The sequence below is a fragment of the Pseudomonas sp. LBUM1647 genome (assembly GCF_059716175.1).
On record NZ_CP166809.1, the window covers coordinates 5378704 to 5402589 of the forward strand.

General features: G+C 60.8%; 24 protein-coding genes. 7 read left to right on the top strand and 17 right to left on the bottom strand.

The window, feature by feature from the left end:
• Positions 1–118: 118 nt before the first annotated feature.
• Positions 119–1138, top strand: coding sequence for a DUF4917 family protein (locus ACA059_RS24780; RefSeq protein WP_497631347.1), 1020 nt, complete (start codon positions 119–121; stop codon positions 1136–1138).
• Positions 1139–1264: 126 nt separating this feature from the next.
• On the opposite strand, the gene ACA059_RS24785 is transcribed toward ACA059_RS24780, so the two are convergent.
• Positions 1265–1807, bottom strand: a complete 543-nt coding sequence (locus tag ACA059_RS24785; protein WP_123366837.1) for a helix-turn-helix domain-containing protein — start codon at positions 1805–1807, stop codon at positions 1265–1267.
• Between the two features lie 159 nt (positions 1808–1966).
• Here ACA059_RS24785 and ACA059_RS24790 point away from each other — a divergent pair, with 159 nt between their 5' ends.
• Together ACA059_RS24790 and ACA059_RS24795 are read left to right on the top strand one after the other, a co-directional pair.
• Positions 1967–2749, top strand: a complete 783-nt coding sequence (locus ACA059_RS24790; RefSeq protein WP_497631348.1) for an aldolase — start codon at positions 1967–1969, stop codon at positions 2747–2749.
• 29 nt (positions 2750–2778) lie between these two features.
• On the top strand, positions 2779–3666 hold the full coding sequence (locus ACA059_RS24795) for a dihydrodipicolinate synthase family protein (protein ID WP_497631349.1): 888 nt from the start codon (positions 2779–2781) through the stop codon (positions 3664–3666).
• 80 nt (positions 3667–3746) lie between these two features.
• Here ACA059_RS24795 and ACA059_RS24800 read toward each other — a convergent pair whose 3' ends face one another.
• Genes ACA059_RS24800 through ACA059_RS24810 form a run of 3 tightly spaced genes read right to left on the bottom strand, consistent with a single transcriptional unit; the run spans position 3747 to position 5050 of the window.
• A complete protein-coding gene (locus ACA059_RS24800; protein WP_497631350.1) occupies positions 3747–4091 on the bottom strand; it encodes a YegP family protein in 345 nt (114 codons plus the stop codon).
• A 57-nt stretch (positions 4092–4148) separates the two neighbouring features.
• The gene (locus ACA059_RS24805) at positions 4149–4454 is read right to left on the bottom strand and encodes a ribbon-helix-helix domain-containing protein (RefSeq protein ID WP_008025707.1); all 306 of its coding nucleotides are present in this window, start codon (positions 4452–4454) and stop codon (positions 4149–4151) included.
• A gap of 14 nt (positions 4455–4468) precedes the next feature.
• Positions 4469–5050, bottom strand: a complete 582-nt coding sequence (locus ACA059_RS24810; RefSeq protein WP_008152949.1) for a DJ-1/PfpI family protein — start codon at positions 5048–5050, stop codon at positions 4469–4471.
• A gap of 329 nt (positions 5051–5379) precedes the next feature.
• Here ACA059_RS24810 and ACA059_RS24815 point away from each other — a divergent pair, with 329 nt between their 5' ends.
• The gene (locus ACA059_RS24815; protein ID WP_046029420.1) at positions 5380–6270 is read left to right on the top strand and encodes a DMT family transporter; all 891 of its coding nucleotides are present in this window, start codon (positions 5380–5382) and stop codon (positions 6268–6270) included.
• A 92-nt stretch (positions 6271–6362) separates the two neighbouring features.
• Here the strand turns inward: ACA059_RS24815 and ACA059_RS24820 are convergent, their stop codons facing one another.
• The 4 genes from ACA059_RS24820 to ACA059_RS24835 form a co-directional block, all read right to left on the bottom strand.
• The gene (locus ACA059_RS24820; RefSeq protein ID WP_497631351.1) at positions 6363–7580 is read right to left on the bottom strand and encodes a class I SAM-dependent methyltransferase; all 1218 of its coding nucleotides are present in this window, start codon (positions 7578–7580) and stop codon (positions 6363–6365) included.
• A 177-nt stretch (positions 7581–7757) separates the two neighbouring features.
• Entirely contained in the window at positions 7758–8375 is a 618-nt protein-coding gene (locus ACA059_RS24825; RefSeq protein WP_497631352.1) for a TPM domain-containing protein, read from the bottom strand.
• 33 nt (positions 8376–8408) lie between these two features.
• Positions 8409–9164 carry a TPM domain-containing protein gene (locus tag ACA059_RS24830; RefSeq protein WP_415770928.1) on the bottom strand — a complete coding sequence of 252 codons (756 nt, stop codon included), beginning with the start codon at positions 9162–9164 and terminating at the stop codon, positions 8409–8411.
• A gap of 43 nt (positions 9165–9207) precedes the next feature.
• Positions 9208–9819 (bottom strand): LemA family protein, encoded by a 612-nt coding sequence (locus ACA059_RS24835; protein ID WP_497631353.1) that lies wholly within the window; start codon positions 9817–9819, stop codon positions 9208–9210.
• 239 nt (positions 9820–10058) lie between these two features.
• Between ACA059_RS24835 and bglX the strand changes: the two genes are divergently transcribed.
• On the top strand, positions 10059–12350 hold the full coding sequence (bglX, locus tag ACA059_RS24840) for a beta-glucosidase BglX (protein WP_497631354.1): 2292 nt from the start codon (positions 10059–10061) through the stop codon (positions 12348–12350).
• Positions 12351–12451: 101 nt separating this feature from the next.
• On the opposite strand, the gene ACA059_RS24845 is transcribed toward bglX, so the two are convergent.
• The 9 genes from ACA059_RS24845 to ACA059_RS24885 all read right to left on the bottom strand — a co-directional run bounded on the left by ACA059_RS24845 (position 12452) and on the right by ACA059_RS24885 (position 22102).
• On the bottom strand, positions 12452–13609 hold the full coding sequence (locus ACA059_RS24845; RefSeq protein ID WP_497631355.1) for a phospholipase D-like domain-containing protein: 1158 nt from the start codon (positions 13607–13609) through the stop codon (positions 12452–12454).
• Between the two features lies 1 nt (position 13610).
• Positions 13611–14201, bottom strand: coding sequence for a YceI family protein (locus ACA059_RS24850; RefSeq protein ID WP_497631356.1), 591 nt, complete (start codon positions 14199–14201; stop codon positions 13611–13613).
• 240 nt (positions 14202–14441) lie between these two features.
• Positions 14442–15212 (bottom strand): IclR family transcriptional regulator, encoded by a 771-nt coding sequence (locus tag ACA059_RS24855; RefSeq protein WP_140677485.1) that lies wholly within the window; start codon positions 15210–15212, stop codon positions 14442–14444.
• Between the two features lie 69 nt (positions 15213–15281).
• Positions 15282–16724 (bottom strand): amidase, encoded by a 1443-nt coding sequence (locus ACA059_RS24860; RefSeq protein WP_497634726.1) that lies wholly within the window; start codon positions 16722–16724, stop codon positions 15282–15284.
• A gap of 2 nt (positions 16725–16726) precedes the next feature.
• Positions 16727–18037, bottom strand: coding sequence for a citrate-proton symporter (locus tag ACA059_RS24865; protein WP_497631357.1), 1311 nt, complete (start codon positions 18035–18037; stop codon positions 16727–16729).
• An 81-nt stretch (positions 18038–18118) separates the two neighbouring features.
• On the bottom strand, positions 18119–19294 hold the full coding sequence (locus tag ACA059_RS24870; RefSeq protein WP_497631358.1) for a M20 aminoacylase family protein: 1176 nt from the start codon (positions 19292–19294) through the stop codon (positions 18119–18121).
• Between the two features lie 342 nt (positions 19295–19636).
• A complete protein-coding gene (locus ACA059_RS24875; RefSeq protein ID WP_497631359.1) occupies positions 19637–19966 on the bottom strand; it encodes an amidase in 330 nt (109 codons plus the stop codon).
• Entirely contained in the window at positions 19963–21057 is a 1095-nt protein-coding gene (locus ACA059_RS24880; protein ID WP_497631360.1) for a serine hydrolase domain-containing protein, read from the bottom strand. Before ACA059_RS24880 ends, ACA059_RS24875 begins: the two co-directional genes overlap by 4 nt.
• 157 nt (positions 21058–21214) lie before the next feature.
• On the bottom strand, positions 21215–22102 hold the full coding sequence (locus ACA059_RS24885) for an acyl-CoA dehydrogenase middle domain-containing protein (RefSeq protein ID WP_497631361.1): 888 nt from the start codon (positions 22100–22102) through the stop codon (positions 21215–21217).
• A gap of 154 nt (positions 22103–22256) precedes the next feature.
• On the opposite strand from ACA059_RS24885, the gene olsB reads away from it, so the two are divergent.
• Both olsB and ACA059_RS24895 read left to right on the top strand, forming a co-directional pair.
• Entirely contained in the window at positions 22257–23012 is a 756-nt protein-coding gene (gene olsB, locus ACA059_RS24890) for an L-ornithine N(alpha)-acyltransferase (protein WP_008152922.1), read from the top strand.
• Positions 23012–23806: a lysophospholipid acyltransferase family protein gene (locus ACA059_RS24895; RefSeq protein WP_497631362.1), complete on the top strand. Its 795-nt coding sequence runs from the start codon at positions 23012–23014 to the stop codon at positions 23804–23806. Before olsB ends, ACA059_RS24895 begins: the two co-directional genes overlap by 1 nt.
• Positions 23807–23886 lie beyond the last annotated feature (80 nt).

Consider the following 23886-nt stretch of genomic DNA (forward strand, 5'->3'; position numbering starts at 1 on the left):
ATCCAGCGGGTACCCACAGGATCGACCTATCGGTCACGCAGTAACTTGATCTGGCTCAAGTCTTGGTCGTGATAAAGTCGCCGCCCATCAGACCTTCTGCTTTGAGACTTTGAACGCAATGACCGATTTCCAGGATGTTGATGCCCAACTTGAAGACTGGAACGCCTTGCGCGCCACCGCCTCGTTCAGCGGCCTGTTGGTGGGCAACGGCGCCAGTCGCGCCGTGTGGGACGACTTCGGCTACGACTCGCTGTTCGAAAACGCCCGTACCGTAGAAGAAAAACCCCTGAGCCAGTCCGAGCTGAGCGTGTTTGACGCCCTGCAGACGCGCAGCTTCGAGCAGGTGCTCAGCGCACTGAAAACCACCAGCCGGGTCAACAAGGCCCTGGCCGTGAGTTCCGCCGCACCGCGCAATCGTTACTACGCGATCAAGGAAGCGCTGATCAACACCGTGCACGCGGTGCACATTCCGTGGCGGCTGGTGGTGCCTTCGACGCTGGCGACGATCAATCAGGAACTGGGCCGCTACCGGACTGTGTTCACCACCAACTACGATCTGCTCAATTCCTGGGCGCTCCAGCATCAGCCTGATGCGATCAGCGACCTGTTTCAGGGTGCAGAATCAAGCTTTGATCTGAGCGCCACGGCGACCGATAAAACCCGACTGCTTTACCTGCATGGCGGGTTGCATCTGGTGCGTAATCAGGACGGCACGGCGCGCAAACTGATGTCGACCGAGGGCACGTTGCTCGGCAGTTTCGCGATCAACAACACGATCAAGACCCTCGACGACGTGCCGCTGTTCGTCAATGAAGGTCCGGCGCAGGACAAGCTCAAAACCATTCGCAGCTCGGACTATCTGTCGTTCTGCTACGACCAGCTACTCGGTCATGGCGACGGGTTGTGCCTGTTCGGTCATGCCCTGGGTGAGCAGGACAGCCACATCATCCACGCCTTGCGCCAGGCGAAACCACAATTGATGGCGATCTCGATTTATCCGCGCAGCAAGGCGTTCATTCAGCACCAGAAGCGGCATTACGCGAAGGTGTTTGAGGGCACCGGGAGTGAGTTGCGGTTTTTTGATTCGAAGACGCATGCGTTGGGCAGCCCCAAGCTCACAGTTCCAGTCGAGGTTTAGCGGCGACGCGGCTGACGCCATCGTCGGAACGCCGCCCGGAGCAAGCTCGCTCCCACATTGGATCTGCGGTGTATACAAATCCCCTGTGGGAGCGAGCTTGCTCGCGATGGCTTCAGTCCAGTCGACTCATTCCTCGGCGCTATGCACCACCACCAACAACTGCGCCTGAACCTCGCCCACTGACCGTATCCGGTGCGGTTTCTGCGCATTGAAATGCAGCGCGTCCCCACGGTTGAGCAGCACCCGCTCGTTCATGAAGTCCACCTCCACCTGCCCCTCATGCACGAACAGAAACTCCTCGCCCAAATGTTCCTTGAAGGTCTTGTCGGCAAACTCGGTCGGCGGGTAAATCATGAACGGCAGCAGGCTGCGCTCGCTGACCTGATGGGCCAGCACCGCGTAACCCGGGCTTTCATCGTTGGCCGCCAGAGACTGGCGCTCATCGCTGCGCACCAGGCTGTAACTGTCGAGGCTGACGTTGTCTTCGGAGAACAACTCCTCGACCTTCACGTTCAGTGCCTTGGCCAGTTTCAACGCGGCAGCAATCGACGGAGTGTTCAACCCGCGTTCGACTTTCGACAGATAGCTCTTGGTCATGCCGGACTTTTCGGCCAAGGCCTCCAGCGTCACGCCGAGTTTTTTTCTCAGTAATTTCAAACGGATAGACATGTAGAGCGATTAATCCATCAAGGAAGCAACGATTTTTCCTTGCCTATGACACAAGGTGTCATATAGCATCATTTGTGTCATTTGCATTCACCCATGACCTTGCGAGCAACGCGTGAACGGCAAATCCGACGTCCATTGAACCACCCAAAGGACACCGATATGGCCAAGACCTTAGCACTACCCAAAGAGCAACTGGTCAAGCAAGCGCTGACCCAGATGCAAAATACCCTGGCGGATAATACGTGGACCGACCGGCAAAAGCTGGCCCTGACCTGCCGGATTCTGTTCGAAAACGGCCACGACTCCGGCCTGGCCGGGCAGATTACCGCCCGCGGCCCGCAACCGGGCACCTACTACACTCAACAACTGGGCCTGGGTTTCGACGAAATCACCGCGGGCAATCTGCTGCTGGTCAACGAAGACCTGGACGTGCTTGAAGGCCACGGCATGCCCAACCCGGCCAACCGTTTCCACAGCTGGGTGTACCGCGCTCGGCCAGACGTGAACTGCATCATTCACACGCACCCGACCCACGTCGCCGCGCTGTCGATGCTCGAAGTGCCGCTGCAGATTTCCCACATGGACCTCTGCCCGCTCTACGACGATTGCGCGTTTCTCGAAGGCTGGCCGGGCGTGCCGGTGGGCAACGAGGAAGGTGAACTGATTGCCGGAGCCTTGGGCGACAAACGGGCGATCCTGCTTTCGCACCACGGCCAATTGTCCACAGGCGCGACCATCGAAGAAGCCTGTGTCATTGCGCAACTGATTGAACGCGCCGCGAAGCTGCAACTGTTGGCGATGAGCGCCGGGACCATCAAGCCGATCCTGCCAGAGCTGGGCCGCGAAGCCCATGACTGGATCGCCAGGCCGAAACGTCACGCCGCCGCTTTCAACTACTACGCTCGGCAGAACCTGCGTCAACACGCCGATTGCCTGAACTGAAACCACTCATTTTCAAGAGGAGAGTCGCCATGTCGACCCCAAACATTCACGGCATCATCGGCTACACCATCACCCCGTTCACCGCCAACGGCGAAGGCGTTGATCTCGACGCGCTCGGGCGTTCCATTGATCGCCTGATCGACGACGGCGTCCACGCCATCGCACCGCTGGGCAGCACCGGCGAAGGCGCTTACCTGAGCGACGCGGAATGGGATCAGGTCAGCGAATTCAGCATCAAACACGTGGCCAAACGCGTGCCGACCATTGTCAGTGTGTCCGACCTGACCACGGCCAAAGCGGTACGCCGCGCACGTTTCGCCGAAGCCCACGGCGCCGACGTGGTGATGGTGCTGCCGACATCCTACTGGAAACTCAGCGAAGCGGAAATCCTCGCCCACTACCGCGCCATCGGCGAGAACATCGGCGTACCGATCATGCTCTACAACAACCCGGCCACCAGCGGCACTGACATGTCGGTGGACCTGATCCTGCGGATTTTCAATGCCGTAGACAACGTGACGATGGTCAAGGAAAGCACCGGCGACATCCAGCGCATGCACCAGCTGCAGCGGCTCGGCGAAGGTCGGGTGCCGTTCTACAACGGCTGTAATCCATTGGCGCTGGAAGCCTTTGCGGCAGGCGCGAAAGGCTGGTGCACAGCGGCACCGAACCTGATCCCGCAGCTCAATCTTGATTTGTATGAAGCGGTATTGGCCAACGACCTGGGCAAGGCGCGCGAACTGTTCTATCGCCAGTTACCGCTGCTGGATTTCATCTTGAAGGGTGGTTTGCCCGCAACCATCAAGGCCGGCTTGCGCGCCACCGGGCTGGAAGTGGGCGATCCGCGGTTGCCGGTGTTTGCGTTGGATGAGGCCGGTTGCAGTCAGCTGCAAGACCTGTTGAAAGCATTGCGTTAACGCAATGAAAAGATCGCAGCCTGCGGCAGCTCCTACAGATGGTCGGGTAGGAGCTGCCGCAGGCTGCGATCTTTTGCCTTTTAAAGCACCGGCAAGGTCTTGTCCTTGATCACCGTGGTCGGCCCGTTGGCCTTTACGCTGGCGATGCCTTTATCCATCGCGGCGGCGGAGGTGTAAGCCTCACTGCTACCGATGATCTCGTGGTTACCAGCCTTGAGGTTGAAGTAAGGATGGCCATCCTTGGTGGTTTTCTTCTCGTAGCGTTCATCCTTCGGGCTGTTGCTCTGAACCGACACGATGCCTTTGTCAGCGGCAGCGCGGGTGGTGTACAGCTCGCTGGTCAGAATGGTCTCCGCATTAGCGGCCTTCAGTACAAATTTGAACTGACCATTGCTGCTTTTGCTCACTTCATACCATCCAGACATGCTCTTTCTCCTTGGCGATTGAGAGGTTGCGCGCTTCAGAGTAAAGACCAACCTGCCTTACTTCACCACCGCCCGAACCACCGACAACTCCGGCGCCTGCACCCGTCGCTGACTCAGGTACCGCGTACAGCTGACCCGCAAAAACGAGGCGAAATTCACCACCTCGCCGCGGTAGTCCATCACCTCTTCATACAGCTTGGCGATCAACTGGTTGGTGGTCATGCCGTCGACCTCGGCGATTTCGCTGAGGATGTCCCAGAACTGATTCTCCAGCCGCAGGGTGGTGACCACCCCGCAGATGCGCAGCGAGCGGGAGCGCGATTCGTAGAGAATCGGATCGGCTTTGACGTAGAGCTCGCACATGGACAGGTTCCTCGTTACAGCGTGATTTTGGTGCCCAGCAACCCGAGGAAACCGGCGAGCCAGCTCGGGTGCGCCGGCCAGGCTGGCGCAGTGGCCAGATTGCCTTGTACGTGGCCTTCCGTCACCGGGATATCGATGAACGTACCGCCCGCCAGGCGCACTTCCGGAGCGCAGGCCGGGTAGGCGCTGCACTCGCGACCTTCGAGAATTCCCGCGGCCGCCAGCAATTGAGCACCGTGACACACGGCGGCAATCGGTTTGCCGGCCTTGTCGAACGCTCGCACCAGTTCCAGGACTTTTTCATTCAGGCGCAGGTACTCCGGCGCACGACCGCCCGGCACCAGTAGGGCGTCGTAGTCCTCGGACTTGACCTTGGCGAAGTCAAAGTTGAGGGCAAACAGGTGACCGGGTTTTTCGCTGTAGGTCTGGTCGCCTTCGAAGTCATGAATCGCCGTGCGTACGGTCTGACCGGCGGTTTTGTCCGGGCAAACGGCGTGCACCGTGTGGCCGACCATCAGCAGCGCCTGAAACGGCACCATCACTTCGTAGTCTTCGACGTAATCGCCGACCAGCATCAGAATTTTTTTAGCCGCCATGGGGATGACTCCTCTGGGAAATACGTGGGCCTGCAGGAGTATTCAAGGTAGTCCTTATCCGCAGGGTCGGGTAATAACCAGCTACTACGACAACCTATGGATGATGGTTGTACGCGGTCAGTGTAGGAGCTGGCGAAGCCTGCGATCTTTTAGCGATTTAGAAGATTGTTGAAGATCAAGTTCAAAAGATCGCAGCCTTCGGCAGCTCCTACGTTGCGAGCATTACTCGCAACTGTACGGATAACTCTGCGCCTAGCTGTAACAGAGCGATTCCTGCGGTTTATGGCTAGATGAAGGTCTTCCCGTCACCCTAGATTCTGGTTGCCATCATGTCCTCGCGCGAAAACACCGGCATGGCCCTCGGCCTGCTCGGCGTTGTGATCTTCAGCCTCACCCTGCCCTTCACACGGATCGTCGTACAGGAACTCCATCCGCTGCTCAACGGCCTGGGCCGTGCGCTGTTCGCGGCGGTTCCGGCGGCGTTGCTGTTGCTGTGGCGTCGGGAAAAATGGCCGACCTGGAAACAGGTCAAAGGCCTGACCCTGGTGATTGCCGGGGTGATCCTCGGCTTCCCGGTGTTGTCGGCCTGGGCCATGCAAACCTTGCCGGCGTCTCACGGTGCGCTGGTCAACGGCTTACAACCGTTGTGCGTAGCGCTGTACGCCGCGTGGTTGTCCCACGAACGACCGTCGAAAGCCTTCTGGGCCTGCGCCGCGCTGGGCAGTGCGCTGGTGCTCGGTTATGCGCTGATCAGCGGCGCCGGCAGCATTCAAGCCGGTGATTTGCTGATGCTCGGCGCGATTGCCGTTGGCGGCCTGGGTTATGCCGAGGGCGGCCGATTGGCCAAGGAGATGGGCGGTTGGCAGGTGATCTGCTGGGCGTTGGTGTTGTCGACGCCGTTGCTGATCGGGCCGGTGGTGTACCTGGCGCTGCAACATCAGGGCGAGATTTCGGCCAAGACCTGGTGGGCCTTCGGTTACGTCTCGCTGTTCTCGCAGTTCATCGGTTTCTTCGCCTGGTACGCCGGGTTGGCGATGGGGGGGATTGCCCGGGTCAGTCAGATCCAGCTGTTGCAGATCTTCTTCACCATCGCTTTTTCGGCGCTGTTCTTCGGCGAACACATCGAGCCGATCACCTGGCTGTTTGCCGCCGGGGTGATCGTGACCGTGATGCTCGGGCGCAAGACGGCGGTCAAGCCAGCACGAGTGGCTACAGCCTGAAAGCAAAATCAAAAGATCGCAGCCTTCGGCAGCTCCTACAGGGCGTACGCCGTCCGAATGTAGGAGCTGCCGAAGGCTGCGATCTTTTGCCGTTAACCCAAATAACCGTCGGAACGCAGCAGGGTTTCCAGGCAATGTTCGCTGATATGGTAGAAATCCTTCAGTTCCTGAATCTTCACCAACAGCTGGGCCGGATCAACCGGCTCGGCACGTTTGACCGCCAGGATCATCTTGTTCTTGTTGGTGTGGTCCAGTGAGATGAACTCGAACACCTTGGTCTCGTAACCACAGGCTTCCAGGAACAACGCACGCAAACTGTCGGTGACCATTTCCGCTTGCTGGCCCAAATGCAGACCGTATTGCAGCATCGGCTTGAGCAGCGCCGGGCTCTGGATTTGCAGGCGGATCTGCTTGTGGCAGCACGGCGAGCACATGATGATCGAGGCGCCGGAACGAATGCCGGTGTGAATCGCGTAGTCGGTGGCGATGTCGCAGGCATGCAGCGCGATCATCACGTCCAGCTCGCTCGGCGCCACACTGCGCACGTCACCGCACTTGAACACCAGCCCCGGATGCTCGAGCTTTGCGGCCGCGGCGTTGCACAAATCCACCATCTCTTCGCGCAACTCGACGCCGGTCACCACGCCTTCAGCCTTCAAGGTGTTGCGCAGGTAGTCATGGATCGCGAACGTCAGGTAACCCTTGCCCGAACCGAAGTCCGCCACCTGAACCGGTTTGTCCAGCGCCAGTGGTGACGTGGTCAGTGCATGGCTGAAGACTTCGATGAACTTGTTGATCTGCTTCCACTTGCGCGACATCGCCGGGATCAGCTCGTGCTTGCTGTTCGTCACACCAAGGTCGGCGAGGAACGGCCGGCTCAAGTCGAGAAAGCGGTTCTTCTCGCGGTTATGCTCAGCGGACGGCACCTCACGCAATTGCTGAGGTTTGCTCTTGAACAGCGAAGACTTGCCCTTTTTACTGTATTCGAGCTGAGCTTCATCAGTCAGCGACAGCAAATGCGCATTTTTGAACGATGCCGGCAAGAGTGCGGCAATGGTCGCTACGCCCTCGGCAATCGGCAAATTCTTGATGATGTCGCGCGTCTTGTAGCGGTAGACGAAGGACAGGCAGGGCTGATCCTTGACTGTCAGCTGCTTGATGATCAGCCGCTGCAAGTCCACTTCAGTGCCGACGTACTTGGCCAGCACCAGTTTGATGAAGGCGTTCTGGTCAAGGCTGGATTGAAGCAGGTCGATGAACTGGGCGTGGTGATCCGGCGCGAGGCTGGCGGGAGTGGCGGTGACAGACATGGGAAAAACGGCCTCGGGCGGTGCGGATCGGGGAATGGCGGGTATTTTAGGGGGGATGGGGGTTGAGGGCACGGGTAATTTCCCGAACGGTGCAGAATCAAAAGATCGCAGCCTTCGGCAGCTCCTACGGGGAACCGCGATCGGCGTAGGAGCTGCCGAAGGCTGCGATCTTTTGATTTAGCCCAACACCACCAACCGATTCGGCAACTCATTCCTCACATGCGTCACCGGCACATGCACCTTGAGCAACTCGCCACACGCCTCGACGCAGGTGACAAACCCCTGCAACGTCTGCCCCTGCTTCACCTGCTGAGTGAACGCCGCAACAATTCCATCCCAGTTCTTGTTGTCCAGCCGTTTCGAAATCCCCTCATCGACCAGAATTTCCACATAACGCTCAGCTTCGCAGACAAATATCAGCATGCCGGTGCTGCCCACCGTGTGGTGCAGGTTTTGCTCCAGAAACTGCCGGCGCGCGAGGTTCGAGGCGCGCCAGTGACGCACCGAGCACGGGATCAGGCGCGTGGTGATTTTCGGAATCCGGAACACCAGGCACAGCACGATGAACGTGATCCATTGCACCAGCAGCAAGCTGTGCATGGTCAGCCAGCCGGTCAGGTAATGCACGACACCCGGCACCACCAGCGCCAGCAGGCTGGCCCAGAGCAGCGGGATGTACGCGTAGTCGTCGGCGCGGGCCGCGAGCACGGTCACCAGTTCGGCGTCGGTGTCGCGCTCAACCCGGGCAATCGCCTCGGCAACTTTGCGTTGTTCGTGTTCAGTCAGTAATGCCATGTTTAAGAATGCCCACTCGCTATTGTTGTGTGATCACCAGCCGCCCGACGAACCACCGCCCCCGAAACTGCCCCCGCCGCCGCTGAAGCCCCCGCCTCCACCGCCGCCGCCAAAACCTCCACCGCCGAACCCGCCGCTCGAACCGCCTCGCCCACCGCCGCCACTGGGCAGGATCCCGAGCATCTGGCAGACAAACATCGTCAGGATGAACAGCATCACCAGAAACACAAAGATCCCCGGATGCCGTGAGACGAAGTCGCTTTCCTGATTGCCGCCGGAGTCATACACCGTGGACGGTTCATCCAGCGGATTGCCGCCCAGCACCACGAGCATTGCCGCGACCCCGTCGCTGATGCCCTTGCTGAAGTTGCCGGTCTTGAACGCCGGGGTAATCACCTGATTGATTATCACCGAGCTTTGCGCATCGGTCAGGCGATCTTCCAGGCCATAACCGACTTCAATACGCAGCTTGCGATCGTCACGCGCAACGATCAGCAGCGCGCCGTTGTTCTTGTCCTTCTGACCAATGCCCCAATAGCGCCCCAGTTGATAACCGAAGTCCGCAATGTCGGTGCCCTGCAAATCCGGCAACGTGACCACCACCAGCTGCTCGCCGGTGGCTTTTTCATGGGCCTGAAGCTGTTGCGTCAGCTGCTCACGCACCGCAGGCTCGATCATCTGGGCGTTATCGACCACCCGCCCGGTCAGTTCCGGAAACTTCAACGCAGCCTGGGCCGTCAGGGCAAACACCCAGAGCAACAGCACCAGGCCAACTTTCAACACACGCATTGGCAACCTCATCCGTGGTGATGCTTTAAACCCGTCCCAGCGCTTACTGGAACTTCACTTGAGGTGCTTTTTCCGCATCGGGGCTGGTGGCCTCGAAGGTTTCGCGGATCGGCAAATCGCTGTACATCACGCTGTGCCACAGGCGACCGGGGAAGGTACGCAGTTCCGTGTTGTACTTCTGCACCGCGAGGATGAAGTCCCGACGCGCCACGGCAATGCGGTTTTCGGTGCCTTCAAGTTGCGATTGCAACGCCAGGAAGTTCTGGTTGGCCTTGAGGTCCGGGTAACGCTCAGACACCACCATCAAACGGCTCAAGGCACCGGTCAGCTGATCCTGGGCCTGCTGGAACTGCTTGAGCTTTTCTGGATTGTCCAGCGTGCTGGCGTCCACCTGAATGGACGTGGCCTTGGCCCGGGCTTCGATCACTGCCGTCAGGGTTTCTTCTTCGTGCTTGGCGTAGCCCTTGACGGTTTCCACCAGGTTGGGAATCAGGTCGGCGCGGCGCTGGTACTGGTTCTGCACCTGGCCCCAGGCGGCCTTGGCCTGTTCGTCGAGGGTCGGGATCGTGTTGATACCGCAGCCGGCCAGCAGTGTGGTCAGCAACATCAAGGCTGCAACCTGCAGGCTCGACCGATAGTGGTGTCGTACATTCATCTGGTTGATGCTCCCTTGCACATTCCGTTGAAAAACAACCTTCGAACTTTGAACCCGGCTCTTGGGGCATAATCTGCCGCCGCCACTGGATTGCATCGAGCCAATGGGCTAAAAGATGCCCCAGCGCAAAAAACACTGCGCAAGTGTGCCTGCATTTACCTGAACAACAATAGTCGCTCCCTAAATTTTGGCTGACCGGCGCGTATTCACTGCCGTTTAGGCTTTTGAGAAAACTATTCATGAAGAAGCTGTGTTTGCTGGGCCTGTTCGTCAGCCTGGCCAGTCATAACGTATTGGCCGCCACGACGCCCGCACCTCTGGAAAACAAGGACGCGTTCATCAGCAATCTGATGAAGCAGATGACCCTCGATGAAAAGATCGGCCAGTTGCGCCTGATCAGCATCGGCCCGGAAATGCCTCGGGAGACGATCCGCAAGGAAATCGCCGCCGGCAACATCGGTGGCACGTTCAACTCGATCACCCGCCCGGAAAACCGTCCAATGCAGGACGCGGCCATGCGCAGCCGGCTGAAGATCCCGATGTTCTTCGCCTATGACGTGATCCACGGCCACCGCACCATTTTCCCGATCCCGATCGCCCTGGCCTCAAGCTGGGACATGGACGCCATCGGCCTGTCCGGGCGCATCGCCGCCAAGGAAGCCGCGGCGGACAGCCTCGACATCACCTTCGCGCCGATGGTCGACATCTCCCGCGACCCGCGCTGGGGCCGGACTTCCGAAGGCTTCGGTGAAGACACGTATCTGGTGTCGCGCATCGCCGGCGTGATGGTCAAAGCCTTCCAGGGCACCGGCGCGAACGCGGCCGACAGCATCATGGCCAGCGTCAAGCACTTTGCCCTGTACGGCGCGGTCGAGGGCGGTCGCGACTACAACGTCGTCGACATGAGCCCGGTCAAGATGTTCCAGGACTACCTGCCACCGTACCGTGCGGCTATCGACGCCGGTGCTGGCGGGGTAATGGTCGCGCTGAACTCGATCAACGGCGTGCCGGCCACCGCCAACACCTGGCTGATGAACGACCTGTTGCGCAAGCAATGGGGCTTCAAAGGCCTGGCCGTCAGCGACCACGGGGCGATTTTCGAGTTGATCAAACACGGCGTCGCCCGTGACGGTCGCGAAGCCGCGAAGTTGGCGATCAAGGCTGGCATCGACATGAGCATGAACGACACCCTCTACGGCAAAGAGCTGCCGGGGCTGTTGAAGGCGGGTGAGATCCAGCAAAGCGACATCGACAACGCCGTGCGTGAAGTGCTAGCCGCCAAGTACGACATGGGTCTGTTCAAAGACCCGTACCTGCGCATCGGCAAGGCTGAGGATGATCCGGCCGACACTTACGCCGAAAATCGCCTGCACCGCACCGAGGCCCGTGATGTTGCGCGTCGCAGCATGGTGTTGCTGAAGAACCAGGGCGAAACCCTGCCGTTGAAGAAAACCGCGAAAATTGCCCTGGTCGGCCCGCTGGCCAAGGCACCGATCGACATGATGGGCAGCTGGGCCGCCGCGGGTAAACCCGCGCAATCGGTGACCCTGTTCGACGGCATGACCACTGCACTGGGCACCCAATCGACGCTGATCTACGCCCGTGGCGCCAACATCACCAGCGACAAGAAGGTCCTGGATTACCTGAACTTCCTCAACTTCGACGCACCGGAAGTGGTGGATGATCCGCGTTCGGCCCAAGTGCTGATCGACGAAGCCGTGAAAGCCGCCAAGGATGCCGATGTGGTGGTGGCAGCGGTGGGCGAATCCCGTGGCATGTCCCACGAATCGTCGAGCCGCACCGACCTGAACATCCCGGCCAATCAGCGCGATTTGATCAAGGCCCTGAAGGCCACCGGCAAACCGCTGGTGCTGGTGTTGATGAACGGCCGTCCGCTGTCGATTCTGGAAGAGAAGGAACAGGCTGACGCGATTCTGGAAACCTGGTTCAGCGGCACCGAAGGCGGCAACGCCATCGCCGACGTACTGTTCGGCGACTACAACCCGTCGGGCAAATTGCCGATCACCTTCCCGCGTTCGGTGGGCCAGATTCCGACCTACTACAACCACCTGAGCATTGGCCGGCCGTTTACGCCGGGCAAACCGGGCAACTACACCTCGCAGTATTTCGATGACACCACAGGTCCCCTGTTCCCGTTTGGTTTCGGCCTGAGCTACACCGATTTCAGCCTGAGCGACATGGCGCTGTCGTCGACCACACTGAACAAGACCGGCAAGCTCGACGCCAGCGTCATGGTGAAAAACACCGGCAAGCGTGACGGCGAAACCGTGGTGCAGTTGTACATCCAGGACGTGACCGGCTCGATGATCCGCCCGATCAAGGAACTGAAGAACTTCCAGAAAATCACGCTGAAGGCCGGCGAACAGAAAGTCGTGCACTTCAACATCACCGAGGATGACTTGAAGTTCTTCAATACACAGCTCAAGTACGCGGCAGAACCGGGCAAGTTCAATGTCGAGGTCGGCCTGGATTCACAGGACGTGACGCAGCAGAGCTTTGAATTGCTTTAATACCGCTGAAAAGCAAAAGATCGCAGCCTGCGGCAGCTCCTACAAGGTGTACATCATCCCAATGTAGGAGCTGCCGCAGGCTGCGATCTTTTGATCTTGCCCTACCCCCGCCGATCCAGCAGATTCACCACCAGCCGATCCACCCATCCCCAAATCCTTTGCTTCACTCGCCGCCACAACGGCCGGCGTTGCCATGCCTCCAGGCTGACTTCCTGGCTCTGCGCAAAGTCCCTCTCGAAACTCGCCGCCACCGCTCGCGTCAGCCCAGGGTCCAGCGCCTCAAGGTTGGCTTCCAGGTTGAAGCGCAAATTCCAGTGATCGAAATTGCACGAGCCGATGCTCACCCAGTCGTCGATCAAGACCATTTTTAAATGCAGGAAACACGGCTGGTACTCGAAGATCGTCACCCCGGCCTTGAGCAATCGCGGGTAGTAGCGATGCCCGGCGTAGCGCACCGACGGGTGATCGGTGCGCGGCCCAGTCAGCAGCAGGCGCACATCGACACCTCGGGCGGCAGCCCGGCGCAGTGAGCGGCGGACTTTCCAGGTCGGCAGGAAATACGGCGTCGCCAGCCAAATCCGCCGCTGGCCGCTGTTCAGCGCGCGAATCAATGATTGCAGGATGTCACGGTGCTGGCGGGCGTCGGCATACGCCACCCGGCCCATGCCCTCACCCGCGGACGGTACGCGGGGCAGGCGCGGCAAACCGAAATGGGAGGCCGGTTTCCAGGCGCGCCGATGCCGGTTGGCGATCCATTGACGGTCGAACAGCAACTGCCAGTCGATGACCAAGGGCCCGGTGATTTCCACCATCACTTCGTGCCATTCGCTGGTGTCTTCGCCCGGCGTCCAGAATTCATCGGTCACCCCGGTGCCGCCCACCACGGCCATGCTCTGATCGACCAGCAACAGCTTGCGGTGATCGCGGTAGAAGTTGCCCACCCAACGCCGCCAGCTCAGGCGATTGTAGAAACGCAGCTCCACGCCCGCTGCCATCAAACGCTGGCGCAAGGTCAGGGTGAACGCGAGGCTGCCGTAATCATCGAACAGGCAGCGCACGCGCACGCCACGTTCGGCAGCCTGGACCAACGCCTGAACCATCGCCTCGGCACAGGCGCCCGCCTCCACCAGGTACAACTCCAGCTCGACCTGTTCTTCGGCGCGGGCAATCGCGACCAACATGCGCGGGAAGAACTGCGGGCCGTCGATCAGCAGTTCGAAGTGGTTGCCTTCACGCCAGGGAAAAATTGCGCCGGCCATATCAGCGCGCCGTGAAAATCAGTACCGCACCCACCGGCACCGACAGACTGATAGCCGACAAACCGGCGACCTTGCGCAAACTTTCCAGGCCGGGGACCAGGTCGAAATCCGCGGCATTGATGATCAGCGGTTCGAGGGTCACCACCTGGAAGCGCCGGTCATCAAGACGGGTTGCCAGCAGTTCGGCGTTGTATTCGTGTTGTTTGCCATGGAGGTTGACGGTCAGCGGCAGGCGCAATTCAAGTTGCGCGCCGGGCGCCAGATCGTTGATCGGGCGTAGATCAATCTGCGCGGTGATCAGTGCTTCGGGGAAAGTCTGGATCTCGAACAGGTCCTTGCGCATGCGTTCATCGCGCAGCGGGATGCCACTGTTGACCGAGTCCATCTCGACTTCCACCTCGGCCAGGCCTTTGGGATCGACCTTGCCGTGCAGCACCAGAAAGCGCTGCACTTCGGAGATATTGGTGTTTTTGGTGCTGATGAACGACAGCCGCGAGGACTCGCCATCCAGATACCAATCGGCGTGGGCCGACAGCGTGGCACCGGCCAGCAGCAGGAAGGCGAGGGTTTTGCGGAGGAAGCGGTTGAACATAGAGACTCGTGGGGCAGATAAACCTGCACGAACCTTAACCGCCCGGAGACAGGTTGCAAACTCTAATGCCACCGATCTTGAGTCAAATACATTCCCTGTGGCGAGGGGGCTTGCCCCCGTTCGGCTGCGCAGCAGTCGTAAAACCTGCAAGCGCGGTTTGCCTGAACGAACTCATTGCTTGGTTTTGGGAGCGCTTCGCACTCCAACGGGGGCAAGCCCCCTCGCCACAAGAGCCCCTCATCAGGCCAACGCGTGCTGCACATCGCCGATGGTCGCGGCCAAACTGTTCAGGTGCAGGCTCAACACCCGTTCCACCGGTGCCTGATCCATCGGCCAATGCAGCGCCATGCTGCCGACCAGTCGGCCATCGGCATGGAGCGGCAAGGCCACCGCCCGAATCAGGAACGGCAGGCGCACCGGGTATTCCCAGTAACCTTCGGTGCGCTGGCCGAAGCCCTGATGCAACGCCTGTTCGCTGGCGCTGAAGAGGCTCTCATCGGTCAGCCGTTCACGACCGGCCAGTCGCTCCACTTCTTGGGTGTCCAGTTCGCCCAGGCATGCCCGCCCCATGGCCGAATGAAACAGGCTGGCGTGCTGGCCGACGATCTGGCAGTTGTTCGGGTAGCGTTTGCGCAGCACCGTGGGGATCGCGCTTTCCATGACTTCCACCCGCTCGCCATCGAAGCTCGACAGGTCCGCCACCAGCCCGGTGCGCTCGCTCAACTCCAGCAACAGCGGCGCGGCGCTTTCCACCAGTCGCCGTTTGAAACGCTGCTGACTGTCGCCGAACAGGCGCTTGGCGCACAGCCGATAACGCCGATCGCTCAATCCGCGATAAATCCAGCCCTGCTCCTGCAAGGTCAGCAACATCCGCGACACCGTGGCCTTGGGCAGGGTCGTCAGGTAGTGCAACTCCTCCAGACCCAACGCCTGATGCTCGCCCAGCAGTTCGACGATGGCCAGCGCCCGTTCAACTGAACGTACGCTGCCGGTTTCTGCCTTGCTGTCCATGGATTCGACCTCCCTAAGCCCGGATGGATGATCGCTTTTTGCAGCAAGATGCGGGCCCGCTCGGTGAATTCAGGCGTCTTGCAGACAACCCGGCGGCTGGCGCTTGACCCATTGCGTCAGTTGCTCATGGGCGTAAGCCAGTTGCAGCACCGCCTGATCGGCCTGGGCCGGGCCGATGATTTGCAGGCCCATCGGCAACCCGGCCGGGCTGAACCCTACCGGCACACTCATGCTTGGCAAACCGGCCAGGGTCGGCCCGATCACCACTTCCATCCAGCGGTGATAGGTGTCCATGCTCTGCCCGCCGACGACGCGCGGCCACGGGGTTTGTGCATCAAAAGGGAACACTTGCGCGGTGGGCAACAGCAGAAAATCGTAACGTTCGAACAACTCGCTCAAGGCCCGATACCAATCACTGCGACTGACCGACGCCTGGTAGACATCCGCCGCCGTCAGGCGCAGGCCACCCTCGATTTCCCATTGCGCTTCGGGTTTGAGTTTTTCGCGTTTTTGCGGGTCGGCATACAGCGCGCCGAGGCTGCCCTGCACCAGCCAGTGGCGGTGCACCAGCCAGGTTTGCCACAGGCGTTCCATGGAAAAGCCCGGCTGGCAGGCCTGGACTCGGCACCCCAGTGCCTCGAAGTCCGCGAGTGCCGATTCGCACAGGCTCAACACGCCGTCGTCCATCGGCAGATAACCGTTGTAGTCCCCCAGCCAACCCAGCCTCACATCACTGAAATCCTGCACCAGCGTGTCGGCAAAAATATCCGGACTCTGCGTGAGCGACAGCGGCACGCGCGGGTCATATCCGGCCTGAGTGCCGAGCAAGCGGGCGACATCGGTCACGCTGCGGCCCATCGGCCCTTCGGTGGCCAGTTGCTGGACGAACACGTCCGGCGCGGGCCCGTGAGGCACGCGGCCTTGTGAGGGACGAAAACCAAATACGTTGTTGAACGCCGCCGGGTTACGCAGCGAGCCCATCATGTCGCTGCCGTCGGCCACCGGCAGCATGCGCAACGCCAGCGCCACCGCAGCCCCGCCGCTGCTGCCGCCAGCAACCAACGTCGGGTCGTAGGCGTTGGTGGTGGTGCCGAACACGCTGTTGTAAGTCTGCGAGCCGAGTCCGAATTCCGGGACGTTGGTCTTGCCGATGATGATCGCCCCACAGTCGCGAACCCGCGCCACGCTGATGGCGTCGTGTTGCGGGATCTGCTCGGCTAACAGCGGCGAACCCATGGTCGTGCGCAAACCGGCAGTCGCCGCCAGATCCTTGATGGCTTGCGGCATGCCGTGCATCCAGCCGCGGGACTGGCCCTGATCCAACTGCCGGTCGCAGGCATCGGCCTCCGCCAGCAACTCATCGGCCGGGCGCAGCGAGACCAGCGCGTTGACCTGCGGATTGAAGCGTTCGATCTGCGCCAGATAGGCCTGCATCACTTCACGACAGGAAACCCGGCGGGCGTGAATCGCCCGCGACAATGAATCGGCGTCCATTTCAACAATCGGATTGATGCTCAAGGCTTCACCTCAAGATTAAGTGCTTCGGATTTTTTAGCGCGTGGCGCTTCGTGCATGCAGTAAGTGCCCATCAGCGTCAGCACGCAAGCGAACAGGACATAGAAGGCCGGCGCCACGGGTGTCGCCAGCGCCTTGCTGAGCCAAGTGACAATCAACGGTGCGAAACCGCCGAAGACCATGACTGCCACGTTGTAGGCCACCGACACCCCGGTGGAGCGCACTTCGATCGGAAACTGTTCGGCAAGTGCGGTCGGGGCCGGGCCGAAAAAGCCACCGATGGCGCTGCACAACAATAGTTGCATCACCAGCAAACGTTCCACCGATGGCGCCGCCGCGACCCACACGTACAGCGGATACACCATCACGAAAAACGCCAGGGTAAACGCCATCAAAACCGGGCGCCGCCCGAGCCGGTCCGACAGCGCGCCGGACAGTGGAATGATCACGGTCATCACGGCAACGGCGAGCATCTGCACCAGCAGCACCTGGTCCAGCGGCAGGCCGAGGTTTTTATGGGCGAAGGTCGGCATGTTCACCAGCACCACGTAAAACGATACCGTCGCGCCGCACGCCAAGCCCATCGACACCAAAATGCTGCGCCGATGTTCGCGGATCACTTGCAGCAGGCTCGGGCTCGCGCCTTTGGCCAGTTTGCGTGCCTCCAGAAATTCTTCCGGTTCCTCCATGTGCTTGCGAATCCACAGCCCGACCGGGCCGATCAACAAACCGATCATGAACGGAATCCGCCAGCCCCAGCTATCCAGCGCCTCGGGGGAAAGCAGATGAGTGAACAACGCCACCATTCCCGCCCCGGAAAACACCGCCAGGCATTGCCCGACCAATTGCCAGGAACCGTACAAACCCTTTTTGTGCACGGGTGCACTTTCTACCAGAAACGCCGTGGCGCTGGCGTATTCGCCGCCCGTGGCGAAGCCCTGGAGCATCCGCGCGACCACGATCAACAACGGCGCGCCCATGCCGATGGCGGCGTAGTTGGGCGCGAACGCGATCAGCGCGATGGACACCGTCATCAGGCGGATGATCATCTGCATCGCGGCCTTTCGCCCTTTGCGATCGGAATACATGCCCAACAGAATGCCACCCACCGGGCGCATGAAAAACCCGACGCCAAAGGTCGCCAGCGCCATCAACAGTGACGCGTACTCGTCCTCGGACGGGAAGAATTGCCGGGCGATGATGCTCGCCAGAAAGCCGTAAACGATGAAGTCATACCATTCCAGCGCGTTGCCGATAACGGCGGCGACCACCTGCCGGGTGCGCGAAACGCCTGTGCTCGAAGTCTGCATGGGGAACTCTCCAGAAACCTGTTGGGCGATAACGGGCGCGACGATGCGCGCCCGATCCAGCGGCAATAGAAAGTGAGGTCGTCAGGCCGGCTTGAGCCAGCGCTCGGTCAGCGCGCCCCAATACGCCGCGCCGGTCAGCAGGATGTCGTCGTTGAAGTCGTAAGCGGGGTTGTGGACCATCGGCCGCGAAACGCCATTGCCGATGAACAGGTAGGCGCCGGGGCAGCGTTGCAGCATCCAGGCGAAGTCTTCGCTGCCCATCAGTTTGGGGGTGTTGCCGTCCACCGCGTCGGCACCGAGCAGCTCGACGCCGACCTGCCGAGCGAACTCGGTTTCAGCGGCGTGGTTGACCAGCACCGGGTAAGCCGGGCGATGTTCGATTTTCGAACTGCAACCGAAACTGCGGGCCTGGGATTCGATGATCGCACGCACGCGGTCGAGGGTTTTCTCGCGAACTTCGGCGTTCAATGCACGCAGGCTCAGACGCAGAATCGCTTGTTGCGGGATGACGTTGGCCGCCTCCCCGGCCTGCAACGCACCGACGGTCACCACGGCGGCCTGCTGCGCATCGATGTTGCGCGCAACCACGGTTTGCAGGGCCATGACCACGCTGGCCGCCGCCACCAGCGGATCCACCGCCAGATGCGGCATCGAGCCATGTCCGCCCACGCCTTCGATGACCACCGTGAGCAAATCCTGGGACGCCATCATCGGCCCTTCACGGAAGCCCAGATGCCCCGCCGGCAAGCCCGGCATGTTGTGCATGCCGAACAGCGCGTCGCAGGGAAACCGTTCCAACAGGCCATCGGCGAGCATCGCTTCGGCGCCGCCCTGCCCCTCTTCGGCGGGCTGGAAAATCAGGGTCAGGGTGCCGTCGAACTGACGGGTCGCGGCGAGGTAGCGCGCGGCGCCCAACAGCATTGTGGTGTGGCCGTCATGACCGCAGGCGTGCATGCAGCCCTGATGCCGACTGCTGTAAGCCGCGCCGGTATTCTCGAGGATCGGCAAGGCATCCATGTCCGCCCGCAGCCCCAGTTTGCGTGAACTGCTGCCGTTGCGCAGGACGCCGACTACGCCGGTCTTGCCGATTCCGGTGTGTACTTCATAACCCCACTCCGCAAGGGATTTAGCCACCAGCGCCGAGGTGCGATTTTCCTCGAAGCCGAGTTCCGGGTGGGCGTGGATGTCCTGGCGCGTGGCGTGCAGGTCGCTGGCCACGTCGTTGAGCCAGGCAAGAATGTGCTGATGTCGGGTCATGACGATTGTCCTCGGGCCGGGTGTATTCCCGTTCTTTTTGTTCGCAGTGATTTCGCGACACATCAAGGCAGGTCGCGCTCACCGCCAGATAACCGCGAGTTCGGCGCGAGGACAATCGAATGTGGTTCCACCACGTGGAACCTGAGGGTGTGTTGCAACTTCATGGGCACAAAACCTTGTGGCGAGGGGGCTTGCCCCCGTTGGAGTGCGAAGCGCTCCCAAAAACGGCCAATGGGTTTCTTCAGTTAGAACACATGTATAGGTTTTACGACTGCTGCGCAGCCGAACGGGGGCAAGCCCCCTCGCCACAAAAGCCCCCTCGCCACAGGAGACTGACCGAGGTCATGGTGACAGGCGGCAGCCCTGGCGCTCGCCGACCCAAGTGGCGCTGTTGCTGCGGCCCATGCCGCTGACGGTAACGCGCTTGCTGGCCGCGTCATCAGTAAAGCCACTGGTCGGCAGCCACTGCTTCACATAGCTTTGGCAGTACTCGGCCGGGTTGTTCATCACGTAACGGCACGAACAATATTCCTTGGCGGTGTAGGCGCTGATGATGTCCGGGAATGCCCACAGCGCCACTCGCTCCTGCCAGGTCCAGCCGAACAAGGCGATCAGCAGGATCAACAACAGCATGCTGAATGGTCGGCGACGAACAAAGCTGCGACGCTTCATGGCTGCACCTTCGCGGCAAATGCCTTGAGCGTGAGTTTGAGCAAATCGTTGTGCCGGTAGCTGCCGTCGCGGTCATCGCCGTAGCGCACGATCACCAGGTTTTCGCTGGGAATCACGTACATCGCCTGACCCCAATGACCCAGCGCGGCGAAGGTATCGTCGGGTGCAGCGGGCCAGGGTTTTGCCGCGCCTTCCACCGCGCGGTTAAGCCACCAATGGCCGCCGGGCACGGCGTCGTCCTGATTGGCTTGATAGCGGGCGAACGGTTCGCGGCTGAAAGCGACCCAGTCTTTGGGCAGCAGTTGCCGGTCGCCCCAACGGCCGTCGCGGGCCATCAGCAGACCGACGCGGGCCAGGTCCCTGGCGGTGAGGTAGGCATAGGATGAAGCGACGAATGTCCCCGTGGCGTCGGCCTCCCAGACGGCGTGGCGAATCCCCAAGGGTTCGAACAGAGCAGTCCATGGATAGTCCGGATAGCGGGTCGGGCCGACGATGGTTTTCAGCGCAGCGGATAACAAATTGCTGTCACCGCTGGAGTAACGGAATGCCTCACCGGGTTTGGCGTATTCACCGTGATCGGCGGTGAACGCGGCCATGTCCGGGTGGCCACGGGTGTAGAGCATCGCGACCACCGAGGATTTCAACGGCGCGTATTCATAGTCTTCCTGCCAGTCCAGGCCCGAGGCCCAATGCAGCAGGTCGGCCATGGTCATCGTCGGGTGTTTTTCCAGCGGTGGATAAAACTTCTGCACCGGGTCCCGGAGCTTGAACAGTCCTTCGCCATAAGCCACGCCGAGGACCGTGGCCATCAGGCTTTTGCTGATGGACCAGGTCAGGTGCGGGGTGTCGGCGGTGGTCGGACCGGCGTAGCGTTCGTAGATCAGTTGACCGTCGCGGATCACCAGCAAGGCGTCGGTGCGGATGCCTTTTCGGGTGGCCTCATCACGGGGTGGGAAGGCGTAAGTCTTCAGCGCTTGAAGCGCCGGCCCGGTGACTGTCGGACCGGTTGACCATTGCTCGGCAGGCCAATATTCGGCGTGGGCAGTGAGGCTGAGCAGCAGCCCGAAAATCAGGGACAAGCCTTTGGACATGGTGGGGGCTCGGAGGGATGAACTGGCTGAGCCTAGCCGAGGTTGATGACAGTTTTGGAAGTTGTGGTGTTAATAAAGCCGCCTTCGCGAGCAGGCTCGCTCCCACAGGGAAATGCATTGCAAAATGTGGGAGCGGGCTTGCCCGCGATGGGGCCAGTCAATCCAGCGAAGATCCCGCGAGTGCCTTGGCCAACCGCTTGCCCCGCGCCCCCGCCGCCAAATCCATCACGCCCTGATCGCGCTGCCACATCGCCGCCCAATGCTGCGGGCCATCGGCCAGTGCCTGAGCCACCTCAGCCTTCAGCCCATCGAACTGCGCAAACAAGCCCGCGAGCAACACATGCCCGGACGGATTATTCGGCGCCTGCCGGCTGACTTCCGCACACCCGGCCAGCAGCGCCAGCAACCGCAGTTGCAAGGCTTGCGGCCAGTCGCTGTCCTGACCGATGCCGTACAGCCAGGCGGTCATGGCGCTCAGAACGTAGATGTCTTCAAGGGTGCGGAACGGTTTGATGTAAGCATCCCAGCCATCCCCCGCCAACAGTTCGCACTGAGCATTATCGAGAAACAGCCGACCATGACTGATGTCTGGCATCAACGGGATCGCCGGTAGCTTCTCCAGACGAACGCCCGGTTCATCGGGATAGACCACCGCCAGACTCAGGCGCGGTTTTTCGTCGGGGGCTTCACTACGAGCAGCGATCAGCAGCCAATCGGCGGCATCGCCTGCGGTGACAAAATCCTTGCGCCCGCTCAGACGCAAATCGTGCAGACGGGTCTGCATGTCCACCACCCGCAGGCTGCGCTGTTCGGTCGCGCACAAGGCGCCGAGGCTCAGCGGCGCGCTCGGCCAGAGCATGCGCAACGCCGCCTGATAGCCCACCAGAAACGCCAGCCCCGGCGTCGGCATCAAACGCCCGCCGGCCACCGCCAATTCGAGCGGCGTGACGTTGCCCAACTGGTGCAACAAGGTCGCGAACCCCTCGCCCAGGTCCGGGTTGGCGGGCAGACGATCGCGGCGGCGCAGCAGGTTTTGCCAGGGCATAAGAGGCTCCTCGTGGGCTGTCATATAAGCATCACCAAAGCTTCATGGCGATGACACCGGGGCTACATAGCCTGACTTTGCACAACACGGCTGCATAAAGAAAGTCGATCGGCTGCAACCCAAGACGGGTGAACGGCCCGTACGGAGATTCGCAATGACTCAGATCGCCCGCATCAGCGACACCGGCAATGAACGCCGCCTGCAAGCCGAACGCCTGGTGGGCGCCGAGGCCTTGCAGGAAGCCCAGGCCTTGCGCTTCAACGTGTTCAGCGGCGAATTCAACGCCAAGCTGAAAGGCGCGGAGCTGGGTCTGGACATGGATGACTATGATGTTCACTGCGCCCACATCGGCGTGCGTGACTTGAACACCGGGCGTCTGGTGGCGACCACCCGTTTGCTCGACCACACGGCCGCCAGCAGCCTGGGCAAGTTCTACAGCGAAGAAGAATTCAGCCTGCATGGCCTGGTCCATCTCAAAGGCCCGATCCTGGAAATCGGCCGCACTTGCGTCGACCCGGCCTACCGCAACGGCGGCACCATCGCCGTACTCTGGGGCGAACTGGCCGAAGTCCTGAACCAGGGCGGCTACAGCTATTTGATGGGTTGCGCGAGCATTCCGATGCAGGACGGCGGCATCCAGGCCCACGCGATCATGCAGCGCCTGCGCGAACGTTATCTGTGTACGGAACACCTGCGGGCGGAACCGAAAAAGCCGCTGCCGAGCCTCGACATCCCGTCCAACGTCATCGCCGAAATGCCACCGCTGCTCAAGGCCTACATGCGCCTTGGCGCGAAGATCTGCGGCGAGCCGTGCTGGGATGAAGACTTCCAGGTCGCCGACGTGTTCATCCTGCTCAAGCGCGACGAACTCTGCCCGCGTTATGCCAAGCACTTCAAGGCGGCCGTGTGATGAGTCGGCTACGGGTGTACGCGCGGATTGCGCGAGTGTTGGTGGTGGTGGCGCTGGGCTTGAGCATGGCTGGAGTGTTTGGGCTATTCGAGCGTTTGGGGATTGCTCATTCGATGGTCCGTCGCCAGCGCTGGTCGCGATTTTTCATGGCACGCCTGAGCAATGCCCTGCCCTTTCGCGTGACCATGCACGGTGAATTGCCGAAGGCGCCGATGCTCTGGGTCAGCAACCATGTGTCCTGGACCGACATTCCACTGCTGGGCATGCTCACGCCGCTGTCGTTCCTGTCCAAGGCCGAAGTGCGCACCTGGCCGGTGGCGGGCTGGTTGGCGGCCAAGGCCGGCAGCCTGTTTATCCGTCGCGGTTCAGGTGACAGTCAGTTGATCCGCAAACAGATGACCCGTCATCTGGAGCAGGAACATCCGCTGCTGATGTTCCCGGAAGGCACTACCACCGACGGCCGTTCGCTGCGCACGTTTCATGGTCGCCTGCTGTCTGCGGCGATCGACTCCGACGTGAAGTTGCAGCCGGTGGCGATTCGTTATCTGCGTGACGGAGAGCTCGATTCGCTGGCGCCATTCATTGGCGATGATGATTTGCTCTCGCACTTGATGCGCTTGTTTGCCCATGATCGTGGTGAGGTGGAGATTCATTTGCTCAAGCCGATCGCGTGTGAAGGTCGCGAGCGTGCGGCACTGGCGTTTGAAGCGCAGCAGGCGGTGCAGAAGGCGTTGTTTGGCGAAGTGGCCAAACCGGCGGAACCACAACATGCCGGCGAACTCATCGCCGCCTGAAAGAAAAAGATCGCAGCCTTCGGCAGCTCCTACGCCGATCTCTGTAGGAGCTGCCGAAGGCTGCGATCTTTTGATCCTGG

Coding starts and splice junctions, on each gene's coding strand:
- bglX (WP_497631354.1), top strand. CDS start 10,059: ATGAAGAAGCTGTGTTTGCTGGGCCTGTTCGTCAGCCTGGCCAGTCAT.
- ACA059_RS24875 (WP_497631359.1), bottom strand. CDS start 19,966: ATGAAGCGTCGCAGCTTTGTTCGTCGCCGACCATTCAGCATGCTGTTG.
- ACA059_RS24895 (WP_497631362.1), top strand. CDS start 23,012: ATGAGTCGGCTACGGGTGTACGCGCGGATTGCGCGAGTGTTGGTGGTG.
- ACA059_RS24785 (WP_123366837.1), bottom strand. CDS start 1,807: ATGTCTATCCGTTTGAAATTACTGAGAAAAAAACTCGGCGTGACGCTG.
- ACA059_RS24805 (WP_008025707.1), bottom strand. CDS start 4,454: ATGTGCGAGCTCTACGTCAAAGCCGATCCGATTCTCTACGAATCGCGC.
- ACA059_RS24850 (WP_497631356.1), bottom strand. CDS start 14,201: ATGTTCAACCGCTTCCTCCGCAAAACCCTCGCCTTCCTGCTGCTGGCC.
- ACA059_RS24815 (WP_046029420.1), top strand. CDS start 5,380: ATGTCCTCGCGCGAAAACACCGGCATGGCCCTCGGCCTGCTCGGCGTT.
- ACA059_RS24825 (WP_497631352.1), bottom strand. CDS start 8,375: ATGGCATTACTGACTGAACACGAACAACGCAAAGTTGCCGAGGCGATT.
- ACA059_RS24820 (WP_497631351.1), bottom strand. CDS start 7,580: ATGTCTGTCACCGCCACTCCCGCCAGCCTCGCGCCGGATCACCACGCC.
- ACA059_RS24795 (WP_497631349.1), top strand. CDS start 2,779: ATGTCGACCCCAAACATTCACGGCATCATCGGCTACACCATCACCCCG.
- ACA059_RS24865 (WP_497631357.1), bottom strand. CDS start 18,037: ATGCAGACTTCGAGCACAGGCGTTTCGCGCACCCGGCAGGTGGTCGCC.
- ACA059_RS24830 (WP_415770928.1), bottom strand. CDS start 9,164: ATGCGTGTGTTGAAAGTTGGCCTGGTGCTGTTGCTCTGGGTGTTTGCC.
- ACA059_RS24810 (WP_008152949.1), bottom strand. CDS start 5,050: ATGGCGGCTAAAAAAATTCTGATGCTGGTCGGCGATTACGTCGAAGAC.
- ACA059_RS24880 (WP_497631360.1), bottom strand. CDS start 21,057: ATGTCCAAAGGCTTGTCCCTGATTTTCGGGCTGCTGCTCAGCCTCACT.
- olsB (WP_008152922.1), top strand. CDS start 22,257: ATGACTCAGATCGCCCGCATCAGCGACACCGGCAATGAACGCCGCCTG.
- ACA059_RS24790 (WP_497631348.1), top strand. CDS start 1,967: ATGGCCAAGACCTTAGCACTACCCAAAGAGCAACTGGTCAAGCAAGCG.
- ACA059_RS24780 (WP_497631347.1), top strand. CDS start 119: ATGACCGATTTCCAGGATGTTGATGCCCAACTTGAAGACTGGAACGCC.
- ACA059_RS24835 (WP_497631353.1), bottom strand. CDS start 9,819: ATGAATGTACGACACCACTATCGGTCGAGCCTGCAGGTTGCAGCCTTG.
- ACA059_RS24855 (WP_140677485.1), bottom strand. CDS start 15,212: ATGGACAGCAAGGCAGAAACCGGCAGCGTACGTTCAGTTGAACGGGCG.
- ACA059_RS24885 (WP_497631361.1), bottom strand. CDS start 22,102: ATGCCCTGGCAAAACCTGCTGCGCCGCCGCGATCGTCTGCCCGCCAAC.
- ACA059_RS24800 (WP_497631350.1), bottom strand. CDS start 4,091: ATGTCTGGATGGTATGAAGTGAGCAAAAGCAGCAATGGTCAGTTCAAA.
- ACA059_RS24870 (WP_497631358.1), bottom strand. CDS start 19,294: ATGACCCGACATCAGCACATTCTTGCCTGGCTCAACGACGTGGCCAGC.
- ACA059_RS24845 (WP_497631355.1), bottom strand. CDS start 13,609: ATGGCCGGCGCAATTTTTCCCTGGCGTGAAGGCAACCACTTCGAACTG.